20 protein-coding genes are annotated in these 24,401 nt (G+C 37.9%); 7 read left to right on the top strand and 13 right to left on the bottom strand.

Annotation, left to right across the window (positions count from 1 at the left end; all coding sequences use genetic code 11):
• Nucleotides 1-125: 125 nt before the first annotated feature.
• Together queG and ruvB are read right to left on the bottom strand one after the other, a co-directional pair.
• Entirely contained in the window at nucleotides 126-1,049 is a 924-nt protein-coding gene (queG, locus tag I215_RS00195) for a tRNA epoxyqueuosine(34) reductase QueG (RefSeq protein ID WP_008989917.1), read from the bottom strand.
• Nucleotides 1,049-2,071: a Holliday junction branch migration DNA helicase RuvB gene (gene ruvB / locus I215_RS00200; protein WP_008989918.1), complete on the bottom strand. Its 1,023-nt coding sequence runs from the start codon at nucleotides 2,069-2,071 to the stop codon at nucleotides 1,049-1,051. The genes queG and ruvB overlap by 1 nt, the downstream gene beginning before the upstream one ends.
• On the opposite strand from ruvB, the gene I215_RS00205 reads away from it, so the two are divergent.
• Nucleotides 2,060-4,432, top strand: coding sequence for an acyl-CoA dehydrogenase family protein (locus tag I215_RS00205; RefSeq protein WP_008989919.1), 2,373 nt, complete (start codon nucleotides 2,060-2,062; stop codon nucleotides 4,430-4,432). The two genes, ruvB and I215_RS00205, sit on opposite strands and share 12 nt — an antisense overlap.
• A gap of 93 nt (nucleotides 4,433-4,525) precedes the next feature.
• Here the strand turns inward: I215_RS00205 and I215_RS00210 are convergent, their stop codons facing one another.
• From I215_RS00210 to I215_RS00240, 7 genes are all read right to left on the bottom strand, one after another.
• Nucleotides 4,526-5,110: a DUF3332 domain-containing protein gene (locus I215_RS00210; RefSeq protein WP_008989920.1), complete on the bottom strand. Its 585-nt coding sequence runs from the start codon at nucleotides 5,108-5,110 to the stop codon at nucleotides 4,526-4,528.
• A gap of 78 nt (nucleotides 5,111-5,188) precedes the next feature.
• Nucleotides 5,189-6,199, bottom strand: a complete 1,011-nt coding sequence (locus I215_RS00215; protein WP_008989921.1) for a phytase — start codon at nucleotides 6,197-6,199, stop codon at nucleotides 5,189-5,191.
• A gap of 23 nt (nucleotides 6,200-6,222) precedes the next feature.
• A complete protein-coding gene (locus I215_RS00220) occupies nucleotides 6,223-9,093 on the bottom strand; it encodes a TonB-dependent receptor (RefSeq protein ID WP_008989922.1) in 2,871 nt (956 codons plus the stop codon).
• A gap of 163 nt (nucleotides 9,094-9,256) precedes the next feature.
• A complete protein-coding gene (locus I215_RS00225) occupies nucleotides 9,257-10,852 on the bottom strand; it encodes a tetratricopeptide repeat protein (protein ID WP_008989923.1) in 1,596 nt (531 codons plus the stop codon).
• A gap of 136 nt (nucleotides 10,853-10,988) precedes the next feature.
• On the bottom strand, nucleotides 10,989-11,249 hold the full coding sequence (rpmA, locus tag I215_RS00230) for a 50S ribosomal protein L27 (RefSeq protein WP_008989924.1): 261 nt from the start codon (nucleotides 11,247-11,249) through the stop codon (nucleotides 10,989-10,991).
• A 70-nt stretch (nucleotides 11,250-11,319) separates the two neighbouring features.
• Nucleotides 11,320-11,997, bottom strand: a complete 678-nt coding sequence (rplU, locus tag I215_RS00235; RefSeq protein WP_008989925.1) for a 50S ribosomal protein L21 — start codon at nucleotides 11,995-11,997, stop codon at nucleotides 11,320-11,322.
• A gap of 94 nt (nucleotides 11,998-12,091) precedes the next feature.
• Nucleotides 12,092-12,553: a DUF4199 domain-containing protein gene (locus I215_RS00240; RefSeq protein ID WP_008989926.1), complete on the bottom strand. Its 462-nt coding sequence runs from the start codon at nucleotides 12,551-12,553 to the stop codon at nucleotides 12,092-12,094.
• Between the two features lie 375 nt (nucleotides 12,554-12,928).
• On the opposite strand from I215_RS00240, the gene I215_RS00245 reads away from it, so the two are divergent.
• Together I215_RS00245 and I215_RS00250 are read left to right on the top strand one after the other, a co-directional pair.
• Entirely contained in the window at nucleotides 12,929-14,254 is a 1,326-nt protein-coding gene (locus I215_RS00245) for a M16 family metallopeptidase (protein WP_040459632.1), read from the top strand.
• A 5-nt stretch (nucleotides 14,255-14,259) separates the two neighbouring features.
• A complete protein-coding gene (locus I215_RS00250; protein WP_040459634.1) occupies nucleotides 14,260-16,323 on the top strand; it encodes a M16 family metallopeptidase in 2,064 nt (687 codons plus the stop codon).
• A gap of 36 nt (nucleotides 16,324-16,359) precedes the next feature.
• On the opposite strand, the gene I215_RS00255 is transcribed toward I215_RS00250, so the two are convergent.
• Nucleotides 16,360-17,274: a DMT family transporter gene (locus I215_RS00255; RefSeq protein ID WP_008989929.1), complete on the bottom strand. Its 915-nt coding sequence runs from the start codon at nucleotides 17,272-17,274 to the stop codon at nucleotides 16,360-16,362.
• 84 nt (nucleotides 17,275-17,358) lie between these two features.
• Between I215_RS00255 and I215_RS00260 the strand changes: the two genes are divergently transcribed.
• The 4 genes from I215_RS00260 to I215_RS00275 all read left to right on the top strand — a co-directional run bounded on the left by I215_RS00260 (nucleotide 17,359) and on the right by I215_RS00275 (nucleotide 21,944).
• Nucleotides 17,359-17,733 (top strand): hypothetical protein, encoded by a 375-nt coding sequence (locus tag I215_RS00260; RefSeq protein ID WP_237738905.1) that lies wholly within the window; start codon nucleotides 17,359-17,361, stop codon nucleotides 17,731-17,733.
• Nucleotides 17,734-17,922: 189 nt separating this feature from the next.
• The gene (locus I215_RS00265; RefSeq protein ID WP_008989931.1) at nucleotides 17,923-20,259 is read left to right on the top strand and encodes a TonB-dependent receptor; all 2,337 of its coding nucleotides are present in this window, start codon (nucleotides 17,923-17,925) and stop codon (nucleotides 20,257-20,259) included.
• Nucleotides 20,260-20,268: 9 nt separating this feature from the next.
• A complete protein-coding gene (locus I215_RS00270; RefSeq protein ID WP_008989932.1) occupies nucleotides 20,269-21,519 on the top strand; it encodes a PepSY-associated TM helix domain-containing protein in 1,251 nt (416 codons plus the stop codon).
• 5 nt (nucleotides 21,520-21,524) lie between these two features.
• Entirely contained in the window at nucleotides 21,525-21,944 is a 420-nt protein-coding gene (locus I215_RS00275) for a hypothetical protein (protein WP_008989933.1), read from the top strand.
• Between the two features lie 84 nt (nucleotides 21,945-22,028).
• Here the strand turns inward: I215_RS00275 and gldD are convergent, their stop codons facing one another.
• Genes gldD through I215_RS00290 form a run of 3 tightly spaced genes read right to left on the bottom strand, consistent with a single transcriptional unit; the run spans nucleotide 22,029 to nucleotide 24,389 of the window.
• The gene (gldD, locus tag I215_RS00280) at nucleotides 22,029-22,553 is read right to left on the bottom strand and encodes a gliding motility lipoprotein GldD (RefSeq protein ID WP_008989934.1); all 525 of its coding nucleotides are present in this window, start codon (nucleotides 22,551-22,553) and stop codon (nucleotides 22,029-22,031) included.
• 41 nt (nucleotides 22,554-22,594) lie between these two features.
• Nucleotides 22,595-23,914, bottom strand: a complete 1,320-nt coding sequence (gldE, locus tag I215_RS00285) for a gliding motility-associated protein GldE (protein WP_008989935.1) — start codon at nucleotides 23,912-23,914, stop codon at nucleotides 22,595-22,597.
• A gap of 25 nt (nucleotides 23,915-23,939) precedes the next feature.
• Complete coding sequence (locus tag I215_RS00290; RefSeq protein ID WP_008989936.1) at nucleotides 23,940-24,389, bottom strand: single-stranded DNA-binding protein; 450 nt, start codon at nucleotides 24,387-24,389, stop codon at nucleotides 23,940-23,942.
• Nucleotides 24,390-24,401 lie beyond the last annotated feature (12 nt).

The raw sequence follows: 24,401 nt of genomic DNA on the forward strand, positions 1-24,401 counted from the left end.
TCAAATGTTTTTTTGATCCATACAGATTTAACACAAGGCGCACTTGGATGGGTATTCAAGGATAATTAAATCAGGTAATTTTCATAATTATTTCCGCTAACTATTGGATATTTTGCAATAGCAATTTACCTTAAGAACTCAATATTGCGTCTAAGTCCCGAAAATTTGGTTCTTTTAACGGCAGATTTTTTAAAGATTTCTCTAAAAACATCTTCAGTGATTTCTTCCCAATCTTTTTTTGTCATATCTAATAATTTGGGATGTGGGTTGAAAAGGGGTTCGTTATGGGCTTTGGAAAAACGATTCCATGGACATACGTCTTGACATACATCACAACCAAATATCCAATCGTCAAACTGACCTGAAAACTCTGTTGGGATTTGTTCCTTTAATTCAATAGTAAAATACGAAATACACTTACTTCCATCCACAACATAGGGTTCTGTGATGGCCTGTGTTGGGCAGGCATCAATACAAGCGGTACAACTTCCACAGTGATCGGTTGCTGGGCTATCATACTCCAATTCTAAATCTACAATGAGTTCAGCAATAAAAAAGAAAGAGCCCACTTGTTTGGAGAGTATATTGCTATGCTTACCCCTCCAGCCTAATCCGCTCCTCTCAGCCCATGCCTTATCTAAAACAGGCGCAGAATCAACAAAAGCACGTCCGTGCACATCTCCTATTTCATCTTGCATTAAGGAAAGTAATTCTTTGAGCTTATCCTTTATAACAAAATGATAATCCACTCCGTAAGCATATTTTGAAATTTTTGGTGCTTGTTTATCTTTTTGGATCTCGGAAGGATAATAATTCAACAGTAATGAAATGACTGATTTAGAACCTTCTACTAATTTACGTGGATCGAGCCGTTTATCAAAGTGATTCTCCATGTACTGCATCTGACCATTTTTACTCTCAGAAAGCCACTTTTCCAATCGCGGTGCTTCTTGTTCTAAAAAATCAGCCTTGGATATACCACATGACATAAAACCGAGTGCTTTGGCTTGGTTTTTAATCCATTGGGTATGTTTCGCTCTTAAATCCATTAAAACAAACCTCCTTGAATTCCACCTTTGATCTTACCCAAATGTTTATAGGCGAGTTCAGTGACTTCCCTGCCTCGAGGAGTTCTCATGATAAAACCTTGTTGAATCAAAAACGGTTCATATACCTCCTCTATAGTTTCAGCACTTTCCGAAACAGCGGTAGCCAGAGTTGTAATTCCCACGGGGCCTCCCTTAAATTTATCGATAATGGTGAGAAGTATTTTATTATCCATTTCATCTAAACCGTAGGCGTCTACATTTAGCGCTTTAAGTCCAAATTTCGCAATTTCGATGTCAATAGATCCATTGCCTTTAATCTGTGCAAAATCACGAATTCTTCTTAGAAGGGCGTTTGCAATTCTCGGGGTTCCTCTACTTCTTCCCGCAATTTCTATGGCCGCCTCCATTGAGATAGGCACTTTTAATATTTGTGCACTCCGCTGAACAATATCAGCTAGTAATTCGGTGCTGTAATACTGTAGCCTGGAGTTAATTCCAAAACGTGCGCGCATGGGCGAGGTCAGAAGTCCTGACCTAGTGGTCGCACCAATTAAAGTAAAAGGGTTAAGATTAATTTGAACGGTACGGGCGTTTGGACCCGATTCAATCATAATATCTATCTTATAGTCCTCCATAGCCGAATACAAATATTCTTCAACGATAGGACTTAAGCGATGTATTTCATCTATAAAAAGAACATCGCGTTCTTGCAGGTTAGTCAGTAAGCCAGCGAGATCTCCTGGCTTATCCAACACCGGCCCTGAAGTCACCTTAATCCCCACACCTAATTCATTGGCCAAAATATAAGCCAAGGTTGTTTTCCCTAGTCCTGGAGGACCGTGAAATAAGGCGTGATCTAAAGCTTCTGAACGCAAGTTCGCCGCCTGAACAAAAACCTTTAAATTTTCCAACACCTGCTCCTGCCCAGTAAAGTCATCAAAACTCAAAGGCCGTAAAGCTCTCTCAAAATCAACCTCTTCCGCAGAAAAGTGTTCTCCTGTAGGGTCTAAATGTTCATTCATAAGGCAAAGATAAAACAAAAGCATCAGTGTTACGACCAGCCCGCTATCGAGTTTTTAAAAATCCGTAAATTCTATAATAATTCGTACCTTGGATCTATGGAAAAACTGCAGTACACATCGAATCTTTTAAAATACATCCCGTTTCTTTACGTGATATGGTCAGACGACCTTTTTTCTCCTTCAGAAATTTCAGTTTTCACTAAAGCTTTAGAAGGCGATGAGCTAAAGAGCGAAGAGGAAAATCAAATAAAACGTTGGATTGATCCAGACAATCCACCTTCGGATCAAACCATGCTAAAATGGAAACAACTTATTGATCATTCTGATATTCCTCTTATCGAAAGCGACTCCTATCCTTTAAGTCTTTTCTCAGTTCGATGGGCCAATAAGGATCAGGCAGTAGATCAAGTAGATCCGCATCTAAAATTCATAGAGATCAATCTTGGAATTCAACCAAACCACTATCACCATTTATTTGAGGTACAAAAAGACACCTCCCATACAGCCTCTTTTTACAAGGCCGCAGAAATAGACAACCTGCTTAAATCAACACACAAAGAAGCTATTGATCCTTTAAGAAAACTGATAAGCAAACCATCCTTTAAATGGGAAGTACGTCCAACCAAAGAAGAACAACGTGATTGGGTACGAAGACAACTCAAAGAACTCGCTGATGCAGGTTATGGAGCTATGGCCTTTGAACCTGAATATGGCGGCACTGGAAATATGCCTGCCTATGGTTCAATATTCGACAATCTCATGTTTGTTGACGGAAGTTTAACCATTAAGTTTGGAGTGCAGTTTGGACTTTTTGGCGGAAGTATTGCTAATTTAGGAACCAAGTTTCACCATGATAAATATCTAAAGGCCGCAGGAAATGCAGAACTTTTAGGTTGTTTTGCCATGACAGAAACAAGACATGGATCCAATGTTAGAGGTGTAAAAACCACTGCAACCTATGTTAAAGAAAGCGATAGCATTGTTATCCATACTCCTTCAGAGAATGACAATAAAATTTATATCGGAAATGCCCTTGACGCCACTATGGCAACGGTTTTTGCTCAGCTAATAGTGGAGGGAACAAACCATGGAGTTCACGCTATTCTAGTCCCATTACGCGATAAGGATGGAACACTTCTAGAAGGCATCCGAGTTAAAGACAACGGTTACAAATTAGGATTAAATGGCGTAGACAATGGAAAAATCTGGTTTCACAATGTCGTAGTTCCAAGAGAAAACTTATTAAACAAATTTGGCTCCATTGACCAACAAGGGAAATACCACTCGGATATTGAGAATCCAAACAAACGTTTCTTTACTATGTTAGGTACTTTGGTAGGAGGAAGAATCTGTGTCGGAAAGGGCGCTTTGAGTGGCGCTAAAAAAGCGTTGGCCATAGCGGTTAAATACGCCTTGAATCGCAGACAATTTAACAGTGATAAAAAGATACAGGAAGATCTAATTATGGATTATCCAACGCATCAATTACGACTGATAAAACCTATCGCAAAGTCTTATGTTTATCACTTTGTATTAGAGAAATTAATAACTCAATATGCCAATTCAGACACATCGAATCGAAGGGAAATTGAAACCCAGGCTGCGGCATTAAAATCTACCATTACTTGGTTTGCGAATAATTGCATACAAGAGTGTAGAGAGGCCTGCGGAGGACAAGGGTATATGTCTGAAAACAAGCTTTCCAGTATTAAAGGCGATGTCGATATATTCACCACCTTTGAAGGGGATAACACTGTTTTAATTCAATTGGCAGCCAAGGGAATATTGACTAATTTTAAAACAGAATTCAACAGTGATCATTACAGAGATATCCTAAAATATCTAGGCACTCAACTATCGGATCGCCTTACTACTTTCAATCCAATTTTCACCAACAAAACTGATAAGGATCACCTCTATGATAGTGAATTCCATGTGAATGCCCTAGAATACAAAAGACGTAGACTAACCTTTTCCGTAGCTTCGAGAATTCAGAATTACACCAAAAAGGGCATTCCATCATATCAGGCTTTTTTGAAAGTTCAAACGCATTTGGTTGAACTTGGCAAGGCCTATAGTGAAGAGCTATCCTACAAGGCGTTTCTTGATTTCACAAAAACCATTCAGAGCAATGACCTGAAGTTTTTATTTGGTAAACTAGGAACATTGTTTGCCCTTAGTGAGATCCATGACAATGCGGCTTGGTACCTAGAACAAGGCTACATTAGTGGAACTAAGTCTAAAGCTATTAGAAATAGAGTGGAACGGTTGTGTTCAGAGCTAAGGCCACATGTAAATACTTTAGTAGATGGCTTTGGCATTCCAAATTCCTGTATTACAACGCCCATTACTCCAGTATAGAAATGTAAACAGGAGACTTTTTTGTTAGCCTCCTGTTTTTACATGTCTGAACTATGAAGATCTAAGGTCTTCAAGTATCTTTATTGTAAATTCTTATTTTGCCAAAGCAAACATTGCCTCTTCATACTCACAATCAGATTTAGCTTGTATTTGAGCTATCGCTTCTTCTTTGGTCATATTAGGGTTAATTTCAACTGCTTCCCCATTTGGAAGGTTCACTACATACATACCATCTTTCATAGTGGCTAACTGAATAACTTCACCATCTGCTTTGATAGCACTCCAAGATTTTTCACTTGGCTTGTAGACTAAATCTACACGCTCTCCTTTTCTTGGACCATCAACGATTTCGATCTCCATTCTATTTTGAGTAGCTACCATTTTGAAAGTGTTGCCATTGTCAACTACAATTTGCGTTTCTTTCTCACCTGGCTTCATAGCGATCGGGTTTGAACCAGTCCAGAATTCAATAGTATTGAAGATTATTAAATCTCCAAGCATAAAGATTCCATATACAGGGACAATCCAAAGCACCCAGAAAACCAAGTTATTTACAAATTTGTTACTCGAAACTTGGTGATTCCAATCTTTTAGACCATTAAATGCGCTGAACGATCCTAAGCAACTTGAGCATAACACTGCCATTGCTAAACATGCAGAAATTACAGATTTTTTCATAATACTCTTATTTTGATAAAATTAGTTATCCTAAGATATTAATAATATTATAATTTAATAGCAAATTTTTCCGAATTCTTACAATATTCTCCCTAAATCATAGAAATAAAAGTTACGTTCATCATTCATCGCAACAAATAAACCATTAGGAAAGGCACTGCCTAAAGCTGTAGTAGTTACCTCACAACCATCGGTTTCAATAGTGCTAAGATTCACTTCCTTTACAAAACTCAAATCACTGCTGTCAAAGATGACAAAAGAGTGATTTTGTTGATTTGAAACAATAATGTAGTTTTTACCGTTTACTCCATTGGCCAGAGCAATACCCTCAATATCATCCCTGAAGTACGATGCTCCAAAACAAGATAGCTCTTGGTTACCTTTAGAGGGTTCTGCATAGTATTTACGAATACACTCGCCTTCATCCGAATAGTACACTATACCATTGGCATCATCAACTGCAATGGCTTCAATTTCTTTGTTTCCACTAAATTTCCCAAATTCGCGAACCAATTCTGCTTTGACTTTACCTTCACTTGGCTTAAGAAGATATTGATGCAAGTATCCCTCCAATGGCCCTGCCTTTCTACCTACAATAGCATACATGGCGCCGTCCTTAGGTGAGTGATACAAGGAAATCCCCATAGGAAGATTGTGTTCGGGCTCAGTTGAGTCGGTGAATACCGGAAAACCACCCCCGTCAATAGGTTTCATGTCCGGAACGGAAAACATACGGAATTGTTGGAGTTCGCGCTCTGTAAATACCATGACATCTACCAGCGTAGAATCGTTCAATTTAAAATCATAGCGAATGTCCACATTATTGGGTCTCTTTAACCCACGTAAGGTTTTGTTTTCAATAACCTTCCCTTGCAAGTCAAAGGCGTAGACCGCACCGTCAGTATCCTTATCAGTTCCAAAAACGATACTGGCTGAAGGATCTTTTCGATTTACCCAAATAGCAGGGTCATCCGTATCATGTAATGTGTTTTCTGTAATCACATCAGGGGCAATGGCAGGGAGTTGGTTTTTATGTTTGCATCCGACCATTAAAATTACTGTCAATAAACTATAAATAACATTTTTCATTTGTATACAATTTGAGCGTTTAGTTAATTTTTAAATAAGTCGTACTTCAATCCAAAAGTAAGACGTTTTTCATAGTACTCCATTTGCATGGTTCTTTGTCGATTTCCTTGATAGTACCTTAGCGGTTGATTCGTAATATTATTTAAATCCACATACAGACTTAAGTTTGGAGTCACGCTATAGCTCAGGTTCAAATCTAAAAATAATTGCTTGTCGTAGTAGCGGTCTTCAAAGCTATTTCCACCAATTTCATCAATATAAGAATCTGCGAAATTTGACGACAAACGAATGTTGAATCTTGAATGACTATAGGCAAGTGAAGCGTTAAACATATGGGGCGAGGTACTTGGAAGATCCATATCTTCTCGGAGTTCTCCGTCTTCATTTGTAATTCCATTGGTATCTGAGGCCAAATAGGTGTAATTCAGATATAAATTGAAGTTTTTCGCAAATCCAGGGAGAAAGTCCAACTGTCGCTGAAAACTAAATTCCGCACCATATACATTAGCTTCTTCTCCGTTGTGGGGCTGATAGATCTCAAACCCTTCTGTTCCCTCACCATAGCTAGCATCAGAGGCTTCTAATACGGAAGTGTATATGAAATCATCAATCTTTTTAAAGAAAGCTCCAGCAGAAATGATTCCTACGTTTCTAAAGTAATGTTCAGCCATAAGATCAAAGTTCATTGCAGTGGTGGGGTCCAGATCGGCATTACCCAAATAAACTTCTTTATCCTCAGCAACGATGTCCAGATATGGTACAAGATCGATATAATTTGGACGAGAAAGTGTATTGGTCCACGCAAACCTTAAAATGGTTTGAGGTGTGAAGTTATACTTCAAATGTATACTTGGCATAAAATTGGTATAGGAACTTTCTTTAGTGATCTCCCCTATTCGATCCTCTTGATCAAGTATGCTGTTACCTGTGGCAGATATATCTGTTTTTTCAACGCGTAGTCCTGCTAGAACGCTCAAGCGATCCGTAATATTTTGAGTGGTCATTGCATAAGCTGCATAAACATTTTCGTCCACGTCAAAATTGGCACGCAGGTACTCATCCGGCACGGATTCCATTTCAAATTGACTTTGGTCATTCAAGTCCATGGAACCTAAAAACTCTGGTGTAACAAAACTACCCACCTGATATTTTTCTCCTGCAAGAAAGTCCGGATCACTATAAGAATGGGTCTCGACTTGATCCAAAAACTCATATCCATTAGTCATTGGCGTATACTCTTTAAAGGAGTTCTCTCTTACTTTGGATTTTAATCTTGTACGCAAACCGAATTGTAAGCTACCCTGATCACCAAAAAGATGAAGTGGAAGTTCAAAGTTTACAAACGCATTAATATCCTCTTCTTCGGTATCTTGCTGCTCTTCGGTAAGTTCATCTAACTCGAAATTACTCAAGGCTGCATCTTCCATGTTTTCAGGAGTAAATAATGGTTTTTTGGTGTCCAAACTCCTTAGAACACTAAACTCACTGGCATAACCTATATACCGCTCATTAGGCTTCACCTCAGAGGCTTTAGCATAAGAAGTCATCCAATCAAATTTAAGTTTTCCAAAAAGGTGCTCACCACCTACACTGTAGTTCTGCATACGTTGATCTTCCAAACGAGCATTTTCGTTTCTACCTCCACGAGCACCACCTTTTGTTTCGCGCGTGGCCTCTACCGGAAATCGAAGCAAGTTGCCTTGATCGTCTATTGTAAAATCATTTAATCCGATATCTTCCCCATCAAGGATTTCGTTTGAATATGCCAGGCGGTTTTCTCTATCATCCCTCCAGTTATACATGCTTTTGAAATAAACCGTATTGTTTTGATCCAGCTTGTAATCCATATTAACAGAAAAGCTCCTTCGAGTCCGTTGCACCATGTAATTTCGTACTTCATATACGCTATTATAAGGATTCACCTTTTGCTCTTCAATAATTTCTTCTCCGTCAGCATCCAACATCCCCGTATTATACTCAAACTCATCACTCCATTCCGCCTCCACATTATGAGATCCAAAATCATTGTCGTTGATGGATGCCGAAACCATCCATCCAAATTTCTTGTCTGCAGTACGGTCACCCACTAGAAATGATCCGTTTAAAATTCTTTTGTTGTTGATCAAATTAAGACCTGAGCCAGCAGTTGCAGAAAGCCTAAATCCTTGGGGTGCAGTTCTGGTGATCAAATTCACAGATCCGCCAATAGCATCCCCATCCATTTTAGGAGTAACTGCTTTACTCACCTCAATGGTTTGTATCATATCAGATGGAATAAGATCCATTTGAACATCCCTATTATCCCCCTCTGCCGACGGTATCCGACTACCATTAAGGGTAACCGAGTTAAGATGAGGAGATAGACCCCGAACTATAATTGTCCTAGCCTCTCCCTGGTCCATTTGCATGGTAATTCCCGGAATACGTTTAATAGCGTCCCCAATATTGGCGTCCGGAAATTTCCCGATCTGGTCGGTAGATACCACATTGGTAATATTGGTATTGTTCTTTTGAGTATTTAGCGCCTTAGACTGTCCGCCAAATCCGAAGGTAGAAACCTCCACTCCCTCCAGTTCAATAGGACTTGATTCTAATACCAAGTCTGCTGAAATGGTTTGATTTGGAATCACCGAAACTTGATGGTGAATGTCCTGAAAACCTAAATATTTAATTGTTAGTTCTCGTTCACCTGCCGGAACAGAGAGTAGGGTAAATCGTCCATTTATGTCAGAGACAGTTCCTAGATCGGTGTCTTGAACTAAAATGGTTGCCCCAGGTACGTAGATTCCATTTTCGTCCCTGATCGTCCCTTGAATATGTCCTTCTTGCGCACTCAAAGCAGTGGTAAACAAGGCGACAATTGCGACTGTTAATAGTTGTTTTAAAGCACTCATAAAATATGGTTTGTTTTACGGACAAAACTATAGCACACCTAGATCTAAGGCGTCAATTTGATGACAACAAAATGTAATCAAACTGCTTTTTAACCTACAACATAAAGGCAACATTTAAATCGTGTTAACATTGGAATAACACAGGGCTAATCTTGAAGGGTTCCTATGTAATTTGAAGTAAAAAAACCCCTAGTTTTTGCCCTTTATCAATGGGTAGTTTCTTTCTCAGACGATATCGTGCCACCCGAATACTATCCGGAGTTACTTTTAAAACTTCAGCTATTTCAATAGAAGTCATATTCAACTTGATCAACATACAAAGTCGCAATTCAGAGGCCGATATATTTGAATTTGAACATTGCTGTAATTTTTTGATAAACAAAGGGTGGATCTGTCCAAAGTATTCCATGAACTGCTCCCACTCTCTTTTTTCAGAAACTTCCTTTGTAATCTCCGCTACCAATTCAGTTAATTTCTGATCTATATCCATCTGTTTCCTTCCTTTGATATTGGTAAGGGTACGAGCGATAGTGGTTAACGTTTTGTTTCTCTGTGCTAGATTGAGGCTGTAATTGGAAAGGGACGATGTCTTTAATTCGATTTCACGAGCCATGTTCTGCTGCTCCATCCGCTTGTTCTCAAGTTCGGCCTCCAATACTTTTTGCTTGTAACTCGAAATTTTAAGTTGTTGCTTTTTGTGGTTGCGTTGATAGAAATAGCTTCCCCCTGCAAGTGTAAACAGCAATATCACTCCCAACCACAGTACACGATTTTGCACCTTGCCTATCTCATTTTCCTTGAGCAACACTTCGATCCTTGCATTTTTTGTTTTCGCATCATACAAAGACTGCAAGGCATTGATCTGCTGCCTATTTTGATCTTGAAGGATAGCTTCATTTATAGAATCCGATAATTTGAGATTCAAAAAGGCTTTTTGATAGGCTTTGAGTTCATATAGTACTTTGGAGATGTCTTTATAAGCACTTTCAATTTGATGTTGATTACGGTGCTTGAGCGCCAACTCCAATACCTTCTGGCTTTCATCCAGAGCGCGATTAAAATCTCCCGTCTTACGACGAATATCAGCGATATTGTTACGTATATTAATATATCGATCAGTGTCGGTCTTCGCATTGGTGAAGAACAATGCCTTTTCGAAATAGGTCAAGGCTTTATCAAAATTCTCCATGTCCTCATAAATACTCCCTAGATTTTCATGAGCTAAGGCTAACCCTGATGCATGTTCAAGTTCTTTGAACAGATCAAGGCTCGCGTTCTGATACACTATCGCTTTATCATAAAGACTTAGTTTCTCATAACAACTTCCTATGAAACCTGCACACATGGCCTCACCATTCTTATAACCAATACTCTGAGCTAATTCAAGCCCCTTATTAAAGTAATCTAAAGCACTTAAATACTGCCTTAATCGGAATTGAATTTTACCAGATTGCAGTTGAATATAAACTAGAGAAGTATCTTTTTCAGAAAGATAACCAGCCGCTTTTTGATAATTAAAGAGAGCCTGATTGACTGCCTCGTTTCGCGTGTAAAAATCGCCAAAGGCGATTAAACTCTGAGCAATGAGTTCAGGTTCATCTTGCTCCTGAGCCCATTCCAGAGACTTTTTAAGCTTGACATACACACTATCAGCCCGCGTTGTACTAGATACATCATCTTGACTATAACTACTAATAGAAAGGATTAAACACGACGCTGTACAAATGAGAATTTGAAGAAACCTTACCCAACAATGCATTGTAAAAAATTAATTCTAGAAAGATAAGAGGTAAGGATAACCAAAAGATTAACTGAATTTTAAATAATGATTAAAAACAAGGGTACAAAAAAACCCTCCGAGGTGGAAGGTTTTTCTATATAAGATTCGAATCTAATTATGCTTCAGCAGGAACTATTGAAACATAAGATTTGTTATCTCTTTTCTTTACAAATTTCACAACACCATCAACCTTAGCGTGTAATGTATGGTCTTTCCCCATATATACATTCTCACCAGGGTTGTGTGAAGTACCTCTTTGTCTTACGATGATATTTCCAGCAATAGCGGCTTGTCCTCCGAAAATCTTAACACCTAAGCGTTTCGATTCTGATTCTCTACCGTTCTTGGAACTACCAACACCTTTTTTGTGTGCCATTTCTATTGTGTTTTAATATCTTGTGCAATCCAAGATTTGTTAAACTTTATTTTAAAACCAATTAAGAGAATTATTTTCCTCCGTTTAATTGATCTTGTAATTCTTTCAATTCATCCCACTTGTCATTGGCAGCTAGATCAGCTTGTTCAGCCCATGTACCTGGATCCAAATGTGCAAGTGTTGAGCTTGCTTCAGTTAAAATTTCTTTTACCTGATCAGCTGACTTCTTCGCCAATTTAGCGAAAGTGTCAACTCCAGCGTTTACTAAAGCCTCAGCAGCTTTAGGTCCGATTCCTTCAATTTTTTTCAAATCGTCTCCTTTTTTGGAAGCGGCTTTTTTCTTAGGAGCAGCTTTTTCAGCAGCAGGCTTAGCCTCTACTGCAGCTTCTTCCTTTTTAGGAGCAGCCTTTTTCTTAGGAGCTGCTTTTTTAGCACCACTACCTACGATGTTCTCAATAACTATTTCAGTAAGAGATTGTCTGTGTCCGTTTTTCTTGCGAAAACCTTTACGTCTTTTCTTCTTAAAAACAATTACCTTATCACCTTTTAGGTGCTTGATGACTTTCGCCTCTACTGCGGCTCCGTCTATAGCTGGGGCGCCAATGGTTACATCACCGTCATTATCCAACAAAAGTACGTTGTCAAATGAAACTTTGTCTCCTTCTTCAGAAGCCAAACGGTGTACAAAAACCTTTTGATCTTTCGCAACTTTAAATTGCTGCCCTGCTATCTCTACAATTGCATACATAGCTTATGAATTAATAATTTATCAATATATAACCTTGCCTAATAAAATTAAGCGGGTGCAAATATACTTCTAAATCATTAAAGAACAAATGTTTTTATGCCTTTTGGAATGTTTTTTTTAGGTTCCAGCTCGGCTTGAACTTTTGCATAAAAGCCAAAGTCAGGACCACCGTGGATGCAAAACCCTCTATAAGAAGGATAAACACCAGAACTCCAGGACCTTGATTATAATCCCGAATCCAAGTATTGATGATACTTTCAGCAAATAGGGTGTCGATGTGATACATATAGATAGCCATAAACAAAACAAAGGTTATTGTGGCTAAAAAACCAGTCATTACCCCTGTTTTAAATCCATTGTGGTAGTGAAAATCATCCTTTTCCAAAATCCTTCTCATACGAATAACGGCGAATATGCCGTAAGCCACTATAGCTCCATTGAGAAGTCGTAGCCATATCACTTCGTGTAATCCTACTAGTTTAAGAATTAAAAAATAGGCGATCAAAGCAATTGCGATGAAAAGCCCATACCTGATATACAATCTTTCTGGGTTCATGAGCTAAAAATTTGATATTACGACATTTAAAGTACAAAAAATAACGATTGAATGTATTAAAAAACAAAACATTTTATAAAGCCCTATACTGTGAACCAAGTTCAAAAAAAAATAATTCACTAAAACGCTTGTTTCTTTCATGGTGGTTTTAGCAATTCGAAAATGTATTTCATCCAAACTTGAGATAGATTGTAATTTTGTTCTAAGTATTACGGAAATCCCCAATTAAATCAGAGCTTCACCAAAGAAAATAAGCTCAATAATTCGCTGTAGAATGCAATATTTTTACTAAATTTCGACACAATTTTAATCGTTTCTGTTAGTATATTAACTTACAGAGATTAAAAAAAACGCAAATAACAAACCAATTTACTTATGAGAAACAATTTAATCGCAATCGCGATTTTTTCAATGCTGTATTGGTCTTCACCAGCACAGCAAATCGAGTTTGAGGAGTATGATCTGGCCAACGGGATGCATGTGATCCTTCATCAAGACAATACTGCTCCAGTTGTAACTACTTCTGTGATGTACCATGTAGGTGCTAAAGATGAAAACCCAGAAAGAACAGGTTTTGCACACTTCTTTGAACACCTTTTATTTGAAGGTACAGAAAATATTGAAAGAGGAGAATGGTTTAATATCGTCAGTGCCAATGGTGGAAGCAACAATGCGAATACTACAGCTGATAGAACTTATTACTATGAGGTATTCCCTTCAAACAACGTTGAACTAGGTTTATGGATGGAATCCGAGAGATTATTACAACCAGTGATTAATCAAATCGGTGTTGATACCCAGAACGAAGTTGTTAAAGAGGAAAAAAGACAACGAATTGACAATTCACCTTATGGCGCTTTAAGTTATGGCATTGCAGTTCAACCCCATCTTTTCAAAAAACATCCTTATCAGTTTAGTGTCATTGGATCAATGGAACATTTGGATGCTGCAACCCTTGAGGAATTTAAAGCATTTAACGACAAATATTATGTGCCTAACAATGCTGTTTTAGTAGTGGCGGGAGATATCGATGTACCTGAGGTCAAAAAAATGATTAACGACTATTTTGGTCCTATACCCAAAGGTGAACCAGTTGAAAGAGATTTCGCAAAAGAAGATCCAATTACAGAGCAAATCACAGCAACGGAATATGATTCAAACATTCAAATTCCGGCGCTTGCCCTTTGTTATAGAACACCAGCAATGACCGAGCGTGATTCTTATGTTCTAAATATGATTGCTACATACCTAAGTGATGGTAAAACCTCTAAATTGTACAAAACCATGGTGGATGAAAATAAATCAGCCTTACAAGTTTTTGCATTCAACAGAACCATGGAAGACTATAGTATGTACAACATATTCGCTCTTCCATTGGGAGAGATTCCACTAGAGCAGCTCGAAAAAGAAATCGATGCTGAGATTACAAAGGTTCAAACGGATCTAATCTCTGAGTCGGATTTTCAGAAATTACAAAATAAAATGGAAAATGATTTTGTGAGTTCCAATTCAAGCATGTCAGGAATTGCGAGTTCTTTAGCCACCTATTATATGTTGTACGACGATACGAATCTCATCAATTCAGAGATTGAAATTTATCGCGGAATTAGTAGAGAGGACATCAAAGAAGTCGCAAACAAATACCTGCAAAAGAGCCAACGTCTAAGATTGGAGTATCTTCCACAACCAACAAATAATTAATTCAAATGAAGACAACTATATTCACATTTTTTCTAAGTTTTTGTGCAAGTCTTACTTTTGCACAAATCGACAGATCGGTTCAACCCACACCAGGGCCTGCTCCTACGATAAACATAGAAAAACCATATACATTTAAACTTGACAATGGCCTAAAGGTAATGGTGGTTGAGAACCATAAATTACCCAAAGTCTCTATGACACTCACAATTGACAATAGCCCAATTGTGGAAGGTGACAAAGCGGGTGTATCTTCTCTTACAGGAGATATGTTAGGCACAGGAACTGTTGAAATCAGCAAAGATGATTTCAATGAAAAAGTAGATTATCTTGGTGCCAGTATATGGTACGGATCTCAAAGTGCAGGGGCAAATTCACTCTCTAAGTACTTTCCAGAAATATTAGAGCTTCTTGCCGATGGAGCTATTAACCCAGTATTCTCACAAGAGGAATTTGATAAAAAGAAAACTCAACTTATTGAGGGTGTCAAATCAGGAGAAAAAAATGTCGCTGTTATTCAAAGAAGAGTTTCTAGCGCTTTGGCTTTTGGTTTAGATCATCCATATGGTGAGTTCATCTCTGAAGAATCGATTAACAATGTTCAACTCAACGATGTAATCACATTTTACAACACCTACTTTAAACCGGAAAATGCATATTTGGTGATTGTAGGAGATGTGGATGGAAAGGCGACGAAAAAACTTGTAAAAGAGTATTTCTCCGATTGGAAAGCTGAGAAAGCACCACAGTATGCGTATTCTGCGCCTAAGGATGTTCAGTATTCTCAGATCAATTTCATTGACATGCCAAATGCTGTTCAATCGGAAATCGAGGTCACTAACATGGTGGATCTAAAGATGAGTGATCCTGACTATCATGCTGCACTAATTGCTAACCACATTTTAGGAGGTAGTTTCTCTAGTTATTTGAATATGAACTTAAGGGAAAAACACGGGTTTACTTATGGTGCTAGATCTAGTTTAAAAACAAATACCCATAATGCCTCTTCTTTCACAGCCTCTACAAGCGTGAGAAATGCAGTTACTGATAGCGCTGTTGTAGAATTCTTCAAAGAGATCAAACGTATACGTACTGAAAAGGTTTCTGAAAAAGATTTAGCAAATGCTAAAGCAAAATACCTTGGTAATTTTGTACTTGCTCTAGAAAACCCTTCTACTGTAGCTCGATATGCGCTTAATATCGAAACAAAAGATCTTCCTAAGGACTTTTACAAAACTTATCTTGAAAAAATAAATGCTGTTACTGCCCAAGACGTACAACGGGTGGCTAATAAATACTTCAAAGCGGATAATGCTCGAGTAGTTATCGCAGGGAAAGGTAGTGAAGTAGCCTCTAAACTAGAAGCCACTGGTATTCCTATGTTATACTTTGACACCTATGCCTTCCCTGTTGAAAAGCCTAACTATGAGCAAAATGTTCCTGAAGGGGTCACGGTTCAAAGCGTTTTAGATAGTTATTTAAATGCTATTGGAGGTAAAGACAAGGTTGCAGGTTTAAATTCCATACAAACCACCTATACCACAAGCTTTAACGGAGGGTCGTTAGAAATTATCGAAAAAAGAACTTCGGACAATTATGCTCAGATAATAAACATGAATGGTAATCCAATGATGTCTGTACTTATTAACGACCAGGAAACTATCATTAAACAAGGACCTAACACGGTACCTGTTTCACCTGAGATGATTAATGATCTGCAGAACGCCGTAGGTGTGTTCCCAGAGCTTAAGTTGCTCAGTAACCAAAGCGTTACCCTTGCAGGCATTGCCAAAGTTGAAGGAAAAGACACCTATCAGATCGATGTTCCAGGGGAGGTTATTACTACCTCTTATTTTTATGATGTAGAAAGCGGACTTAAGCTCAAAGAACAGTCCATTACTTCAATGAGTGGCCAAAGTCAAACGAATGAAGCTTTCTTATTTGATTATAAAGAATTTGACGGTATTAAACTACCTTCATTAAAGAAAGCTTCTATTGGAGGAATGCCAGTTGAAAACACGCTTTCAGAAGCCTTGATCAATATCGAATTTACAGCTGAAGATTTTAAGTAATCCAGCAACGTAATAAACTCTTTGGAAATCCCCGACTCAGTCTAAATGACCAGGTCGTGGGATTTCTTTTTTCTTAGTCCTATTGGAATTTACCACATATACTCCTAAGAGTATAACTCCCGTTGCCCCGAGATGAACCAAGCCAAACTTCTCCCCATCCAAAACACCCCATAGTATTCCCACAACAGGTGCTAAATAGGTCACCGAGGTGGAAAATACAGGTGACGTAATCTGGATCAACCGATTAAAAACAATAATGGTAATACCAGTTCCAACTACTCCTAAAATGGCCACATAGATCAACGAATTTACAACCCTAGGCTCCTGGAAAGTATAGGAATCAAAAAAGCCAGTGTAAATTAGAATAACTAAGGCAGGTATTACTATAACCACAAAACTCCCTACCGACATTGCCATTACAGAAACATCTTGAAGTTTCGATTTGATCACATTTGCATTTGTGGCATATAAACAAGCTGCAAGAACAACGAACAAGGCATAATAATAATTTTGACCAGGATTAATTCGTGCTCCTTGTACAATGAGCAGAATTGCACCTATCAGACCAATGATAACACCTACTAATTGATTGCCCTTAAACCGAATTTTAAAAACTACAAATCCGATCAGGATGGTAAACAATGGTACCAATGAATTTAATATCGCCGCGATACTGCTGTCAATTTCTTTTTCTGCAAAAGCGAACAAATAAGCAGGTGCTAATATACCGCAAAAGGAAGATAGAGCGACCCACTTCCATTGCACTAAGGTTAATTGGAAGACAGATCTAAAACCGATGCAAAAAAGGAAAATAGCAGAAAACAATACCCGAAGAGACCCCAACTCAATAGGGGTTAATCCTATAAGACCTTTTTTAATTAATATATAGGAACTACCCCAAATTACAGACAAAAAAAGCAGGTAAACCCACTTTAATTTATTTTCATCCATAGAATCAATCTTTTGACGACAAAGATCCTAAAATTAAGTTTAAAATGATTTCCTTTGTAGTTCTTTTTATAACATGTTTTACTTGTGAAAACAAGATGGATTCCAATAGCGTTTACATTTCTTTACATGCTTGCCATGCTTAAGCCTGTAATGCCAGTATTCGACTATGTTATCAATCAAGATTACATTGCAGAGTATTTGTGTATTAATAAGGACAAACCTGAGATGGACTGTAATGGTAAATGTTACCTTATGGAAATGTTAGAAGAGGAAAATCAACAAAAGAAACAAAATCTTCCAGCGATTGATCTTAGAGAATATCCCATTGGTTTTGTTCAAGTACTCCATATTCCTTCTGTCACTCAGCTGAGCTTTAAAACTAAAAACAACACTATTTACACAAGGCAATACAGCTCCCTATTTAATGATAGTTTGTTCCACCCTCCCATTGGATGTTAGTATATTTTTCCCTTTTGTAAGAATTCACCCAGGACCTTTTTTGGATGTGATTTGATATGAGGTTTACCTAATTTTTTAAACTGGGTTTACTAGACTGAATGGAATTGAACTCTTACCCATCAATAAAGATATATTTAACTATATAATCGCACTATTACGATTATACAATTTACACATTTAACTCAAAAAATGAAACACATATTTGTGCTTATTCTATACCTTGGAATAAGCATTCAAACTATCGCACAAACCACTTACAATGGACGGATAATGGATACGGGCGAACACCCAATTAGTGGGGTTAGTATTCAGTCCAGCACGAATCCTTCTATTGGTGTTGCCACAAACATCAACGGAGAATTCACTATAGAACTTGACCACAAAGAGGTCAACATAACGGCTATGGGATATCAATCCGTGGTTGTTACACTACAACCTGGAAACAATACAATTGTACTTAAGCAATCCCAAGAGGAACTACAACAGATTATTGTCTCAGCTAGTAGAGAAGCTCAAAAGCGGGCAGAAATTCCAGGTGCTATTTCAGTAATTACATCTGGGAGATTGGAAGAATTAAAACCATTCACAATAACACAAATCGTAAATCAAGCCCCTGGAGTATTTATGTCCAGCTCTGTAGCTTCGGGAAATGAACAGCATATGACTTCGGTTCGATCTCCGATCTCTACCAAGTCCCTCTTTTTATATTTAGAGGATGGTATTCCAATTCGTCCGACCGCAGTGTTCAACCACAACGCTTTACTTGAAATGAATGATGTTTCTTTTGACCGAGTAGAGGTTTTAAAAGGGCCAGCTTCGAGCATTTATGGAAGTGAAGCCATTGGAGGGAGTTTTAACTTTATCACTAAGCATCCCAGCAGAGATTTTAGTGGGAGTTTGGGGTTTCAAATAAACGATCTTGGGCTATCAAAGTACACTCTGGAAGTATCTGATTATGCAAATGAAAAGTTTGGTTATTATCTAGGTAGCCAGTACACTAAACGAAATAACGGCCCTATAGGACACAGTGATTACGAGAAATTCTCGACCACCTTTAAGACCGTTTATCACTTTAATTCCTCCACCACTTGGATAAATACCATCGATCTGATCGATTATCGCACAGATACTTCTGGATCCTTAACAGAATCAGATTATAACACCGGGGATTACATAAGTGATCAGACTTTCACTGAGCGTAGCGCTAATGCGTTTCGATTAAAAAGCACTTTGAATAAGTACTGGAATGATCGAAGCAAAACTACCTTCAATGTAATTTTAAGAGATAATCAAACGGATCAAATCCCCTCTTACAGAATTCGGCAATTCCGTGAGCAAGGAGAACTTACCGGTAAAGGAGAAGGAGAAATTAACTCAGATCGTTTTCAAAGTATTGTTGGTTTGATCCAACACAAAATTGATTTTAATTTAGCTAATGCATCCCTTATACTAGGATCAAGCATTGACTATTCTCCTCAAAGGTATCTAGCTCAAACTATAGAGGTAACAGTAGACACACAAACTGCTAAAAACAGTGCATATAGGATAAATCAAGGGGATTATATCTTGAACTATAAGGCAAATATTTTAAATTATGCAGGCTACGCACAATTTGAATTTAACCCTATGACCAATCTTAAATTCACCACAGCGTTACGATACGATGGCTTCAATTATGATTACGACAATCAATTAGATGGACAGGTTGGAGCAGCAGATGCTGTTAATAATTACAACAATTTTTCACCTAAAATCGGACTCAACTATAACTTCAGCAAAAATTCAGGTTTGTACATCAATTACGCCAATGGATTTTCACCTCCGCAAACCTCAACCCTGTACAGAAACAAATATGTTGAAATCGAGGGGCAAATCCTAGGTCTTAAACCTTCTAGATATAACAACTATGAAGTTGGAGGTTATTTTGCTTCAAGGAAATGGAAAGTTGATTTTGCCCTATATGTCCTGGATGGGAAAAACACCTTGGTTACCCTTAGAAATGATCAAGATCAGTACTATAATTCCAATGCAGGTAAAACACGATCATACGGTATAGAATATGGGATTAACTATACTATATTACCAGAATTAAGAATTTCACATAATGGTAGTTTTGCCAATCATCGTTATTTAGAATTTTACGATTCTGGTGTAGATTATTCAAACTCTAACATGGAAACTGCACCACAACTATTAGGAATTACCCAGGTAAATTATACGCCTTCATACTTACCTAAACTTGATCTCGGATTGGAATATGAATTGGTAGGTTCCTATAATACTAGTCTGGAGAATCAACGCCAAAATCAAGATGGAAATTTAGGCACTTCCACCTATGGAGGCCATCATATTTTTAATCTAACGGCTAGCTATAGTTTGAAAAACCTGGTGCTTTGGATGCATGCATTAAATATTTTTGACCGTCTCTACTCCACTCGGGCTTCCTACAATGTGTACACCAATGAGAATAATTATGAGCCTGGAGGACCACGCGCATTCCATCTCGGAGTTCGTTACAAATTTTAAGTATTGAAAATGAAAAATAAAAAGTTAAATAAATGGATGTGGAAGTGGCATTTTCTCTCAGGAATCATTGCACTTCCTTTTATAGTTCTACTATCTACAACCGGGATCATCTATTTGTTCAAAGACACCTATGAGCAAAAGGATGTTCTATCTTATAAAGAAGTAGCTGTCACATCAAAATCACTTTCCTACCAACAACAATGGGAAGTAGCTAAGACTCAAACAGAGCAGCATCTCTCCTCAATGGTTATTCCTAAGGCGGATAATCAAGCTACAGAATTTGTATCAGGCATGTTTGAAACCCATCACAGCCTTTACATTGATCCTTATAAAGGGGTTGCCACTGGAATAATTGAAACACGCAGTACAGACATGTACAAGGTGAGAAAGCTCCATGGAGAGCTCCTTTTGGGAAGCTATGGGACTAAAATTATAGAACTGATAGGGAGCTGGATGGTCGTCTTAATTATTACGGGGCTCTATGTCTGGTGGCCCAAGGATTCTTGGAGGTTAAAATCTTACTTTATACCACGAATTAAAAGTGGTCGCCGCACTTTTTTTAGAGATGCTCACGCTATCACGGGTTTCTGGCTATCGGCTCTTTTTCTTCTTATTCTTGCTGGCGGGCTTCCTTGGACCGATGTATTTGGAGGGGGATTTAAATGGATACAAGAACAAACCCAAACGGGATATCCTACTACATGGAATAGTTACTCACAAAACAATTACGCGCAAGGTACTGAAATGGTTTCTTTAGATGCCATTGTTGAAAAAGCTAATTCATTACAGCTCCCAGGAACAGTAAGTGTATCATTTCCGAAAAGTGAAAAAGGGGTGTTCAGCGTCCAGAACACTTACTACAAAGATCTCAGCAAGCAAAGCAAGTACCATTTTGATCCTTATAGCGGTAAACTATTAAAGGAACATACCTGGGCAGATGTTGGTATTCTTATGCAGGGTCGTATGTGGGTTATGGCTTTTCATCAAGGGAAATTCGGCCAATGGAACTGGATCCTAATGCTAATTACCTCCTTTTTATTACTCGCAATGAGTCTTTCTGCCATAATCTCCTATTGCCTTAGAAAAAGAAAAAATAGCCTAGGTGTTCCCAAAGTTCCTAAGAAGTTTTCTTTAGGAATTGGAATGTGCATAATTATTGGATTTCTTTGTCTCTTATTACCACTATTTGGCCTGAGTGTGATAATAATCCTTATTTTTGAACAATTGAGAACCTACCGTAAATCGGTCACATTAAATTAAAAAATATGAGGAAATTTAGTTTATTATTATTGATTTTAACCATGGCAGTAATATCTTGTAAAAATGGTGAAAAGAAATCAGAAGGGCCTACTCAAATGGAAGAAGTGATGGCGGTACATGATAATTTAATGCCTAAAATGAGTGATATATCAAGCCTGATGAGTGAATTAGAAACCAAAATCGACAGCAGTGAGTCAAGCGCAAAGTATCAAAAAGCAATTGATGATCTTGCAGCCTCACATACAGCTATGATGGACTGGATGAAGGATTTTGGAGCTAAATTTGATGTCGATGAAATTCTAAGAGGTAAACCACTCACAGAGCAAAAGCAGCAACTTTTAGATCAAGAACAACAAGAGGTAGATGAGCTTAAGAAGCAAATCGAATCCAGTATTGCAAATGCAAAGAGCTTGCTAGGAAATTAAAGCAATTCCACTATCTTTTAAAAAAATGTAAATAACAAAGAAGTCTTTTGAGTTTATCTCAGAGGACTTTTTTTTAGCCAAAAATTAATTAACAACGGTCCAACTAAAACTTTCCATGATTTTACGGATGTCGTTCTGCAGATACACCACAGCTGGTAACAAAGAGTCATAATTGGGTTTTGCCTTAAAATATAAAGAACCCGTCACAAAATGACTTGTGCTATCCGTTAGATAAAATTGTGAATTTGAAGCAGCATCTCCAGTTATGACATAAAACATCCCATATACACTTCCCTTTGTATTTACAAAAGGCTGTTCTGTGATATTATCAGCCTTGGCCACATGCTCATAGGTGAGTTTTTGAGCATCCCTTAGCAATACATCCAAATCTTGGTGCACTTTTTTATATGTTATATACATGGTAGCATTCATTTTAGGATACTCTATGAGCATAGAACAATCACTTTTTGAGCTCACCCTTGCATTGACATTTGATTGAAAAACAAATGGACATCCTTTTGAAATATTATGGTAGGCAGGCTGTGGGAATTCAAGTTTGAGTTCAGCCTGAGGTTTTGGAATCGGATCATCAGCACATGAACACACCATTACTGCTAGGCCAATAAGTGACCATATATATCTTAAGATTCTCAATCTATTGTAACTTTAATTTGTTTAATACGCTTATTATCCAAAGCTTCCACTACAAAAGTGATGTCGTTAAAGATTACTTTTTCCCCTTTTTTAGGAAAGCTTCCAGCGATTTCCAACACAAAACCAGCAATGGTTTCTGATTCTCCTTTATTATCTTCGAATGCTGATTCATCATCAAGGGCAATGACCTTATAAAAGTCCTTTAACACCGTTTTGCCTTCAAAAACGAAATTCTTTTCATCTAACTTAGAGTACACTAGATCTTCATCGTCAAATTCATCGCTTATGTCTCCGACAATTTCTTCAATGATATCTTCTAATGTCACAACCCCTGATGTCCCACCATACTCATCTACGACAATAGCTAGGTGAATTTTCAAATCTTGGAACTCCCTTAATAGGTCATCAAGCTTTTTATTTTCTGGAACAAAATAGGCATCTCTTTTTAATGAAATCCAGTCAAAGTTTTTTTTATCGATATGTGGCAACAGATCCTTTACATATAACACGCCCGTTACTGTATCCATATTCTCTTTGTAAACTGGAATTCTGGAATAGCCATTTTTAACGATTTGCTTAACTACTTCCGAAAACTCCATGTGCTCACCTAGAGCAAAAACATCGATTCTAGGTTGCATTACCTGCCTGGTATCTGTATTTCCAAAAGATACGATCCCGTGTAGTATCTTTTGTTCTTCTTCGGTGGTATCACCTTCAGTTGTGATTTCCAGAGCATGGGATAGCTGATCCACGGAAATATCCGATTTCTGTTTTCCCAAACGCTCGTGAAAGTACAAAGTTATGGCTTGCATTGGTCTATTGATTGGGGTAAGAATTTTATCCAAAATATTTATTGGATTAGCCATTAAATGAACAAACCTGTAATTATTTTTACTCGCATAGAGTTTTGGAAGTATTTCACCTAAAAGCAATATCAAAAAGGTGACTATGACAAGTTCTATAACAAGCCGCAGTTCTATTACCCCGAACAGTTCTTTTTCAAAACTTGGGAACAGCCGATCCCCCACGGAGATGAACAGCAGCACAAAACTCAAGTTAAAAAGAGTTTTGGCTACCATTAGGGTGGCCAAAAGTTTTTTAGGTTTTTCTATTAGCCTCACAATGGTTTTCCCATGCCTTGTCTTGGATTCTAATTCACATTGAATATCTGTAGATGACAGTGAAAAGAAAGCTGCCTCCGCTCCTGAGACAAGTGCGGTGGAAATTAATAAAACGATGAGTACTGATAAATTAACAATTGTTACAGTATCCACTTCAAAAAACAATGGAATAAAACTCGAGGGCTCTGGGTCCAATATAAGTTATTTTAGTTCTACTTGATTAAAATGGCAAATCATCACCTTCCTCTTCCGGATTTGATGGTGTTTGAGATTCAACCTTTTGTGTCGTTTGAGAATTTTGCTGTGATCCAACATTTTCAGTTTGACCATCTCCTTTGTTAGAAAGGAAAGTAAAATCAGTAACCTGGACCTCGGTGGTATATCTGGTTACACCATCCTCACCTTGCCATTGTCTGGTTTTTAATCGTCCTTCTACATAAACCTTATCCCCTTTACTAAGGTATTTTTCGCAAATCTCAGCAGCCTTATTTCTAACTACAACATTATGCCATTCGGTATTACTCACACGCTCCCCGGTTTGCCGGTTCGTATAGGTTTCATTAGTTGCTAGTGGGAATCGCCCAATGCATCCACCCCCATCAAAATACGTCGTCTTAACATCGTCACCTAAATGACCAATCAGCATTACTTTGTTTAACGTTCCACTCATTTGATATTATAT

Origin of the sequence: Galbibacter marinus (genome assembly GCF_000300875.1) — a bacterium.
GTDB classification, from domain to species: domain Bacteria; phylum Bacteroidota; class Bacteroidia; order Flavobacteriales; family Flavobacteriaceae; genus Galbibacter; species Galbibacter marinus.

Excerpts from the sequence above, each read along its gene's own strand:
- queG (WP_008989917.1), bottom strand. The coding sequence starts at position 1,049 with ATGGATTTAAGAGCGAAACATACCCAATGGATTAAAAACCAAGCCAAA.
- I215_RS00205 (WP_008989919.1), top strand. The coding sequence starts at position 2,060 with ATGTTCATTCATAAGGCAAAGATAAAACAAAAGCATCAGTGTTACGAC.
- ruvB (WP_008989918.1), bottom strand. The coding sequence starts at position 2,071 with ATGAATGAACATTTAGACCCTACAGGAGAACACTTTTCTGCGGAAGAG.
- I215_RS00210 (WP_008989920.1), bottom strand. The coding sequence starts at position 5,110 with ATGAAAAAATCTGTAATTTCTGCATGTTTAGCAATGGCAGTGTTATGC.
- I215_RS00215 (WP_008989921.1), bottom strand. The coding sequence starts at position 6,199 with ATGAAAAATGTTATTTATAGTTTATTGACAGTAATTTTAATGGTCGGA.
- I215_RS00220 (WP_008989922.1), bottom strand. The coding sequence starts at position 9,093 with ATGAGTGCTTTAAAACAACTATTAACAGTCGCAATTGTCGCCTTGTTT.
- I215_RS00225 (WP_008989923.1), bottom strand. The coding sequence starts at position 10,852 with ATGCATTGTTGGGTAAGGTTTCTTCAAATTCTCATTTGTACAGCGTCG.
- rpmA (WP_008989924.1), bottom strand. The coding sequence starts at position 11,249 with ATGGCACACAAAAAAGGTGTTGGTAGTTCCAAGAACGGTAGAGAATCA.
- rplU (WP_008989925.1), bottom strand. The coding sequence starts at position 11,997 with ATGTATGCAATTGTAGAGATAGCAGGGCAGCAATTTAAAGTTGCGAAA.
- I215_RS00240 (WP_008989926.1), bottom strand. The coding sequence starts at position 12,553 with ATGAACCCAGAAAGATTGTATATCAGGTATGGGCTTTTCATCGCAATT.
- I215_RS00245 (WP_040459632.1), top strand. The coding sequence starts at position 12,929 with ATGAGAAACAATTTAATCGCAATCGCGATTTTTTCAATGCTGTATTGG.
- I215_RS00250 (WP_040459634.1), top strand. The coding sequence starts at position 14,260 with ATGAAGACAACTATATTCACATTTTTTCTAAGTTTTTGTGCAAGTCTT.
- I215_RS00255 (WP_008989929.1), bottom strand. The coding sequence starts at position 17,274 with ATGGATGAAAATAAATTAAAGTGGGTTTACCTGCTTTTTTTGTCTGTA.
- I215_RS00265 (WP_008989931.1), top strand. The coding sequence starts at position 17,923 with ATGAAACACATATTTGTGCTTATTCTATACCTTGGAATAAGCATTCAA.
- I215_RS00270 (WP_008989932.1), top strand. The coding sequence starts at position 20,269 with ATGAAAAATAAAAAGTTAAATAAATGGATGTGGAAGTGGCATTTTCTC.
- I215_RS00275 (WP_008989933.1), top strand. The coding sequence starts at position 21,525 with ATGAGGAAATTTAGTTTATTATTATTGATTTTAACCATGGCAGTAATA.
- gldD (WP_008989934.1), bottom strand. The coding sequence starts at position 22,553 with ATGGTGTGTTCATGTGCTGATGATCCGATTCCAAAACCTCAGGCTGAA.
- I215_RS00290 (WP_008989936.1), bottom strand. The coding sequence starts at position 24,389 with ATGAGTGGAACGTTAAACAAAGTAATGCTGATTGGTCATTTAGGTGAC.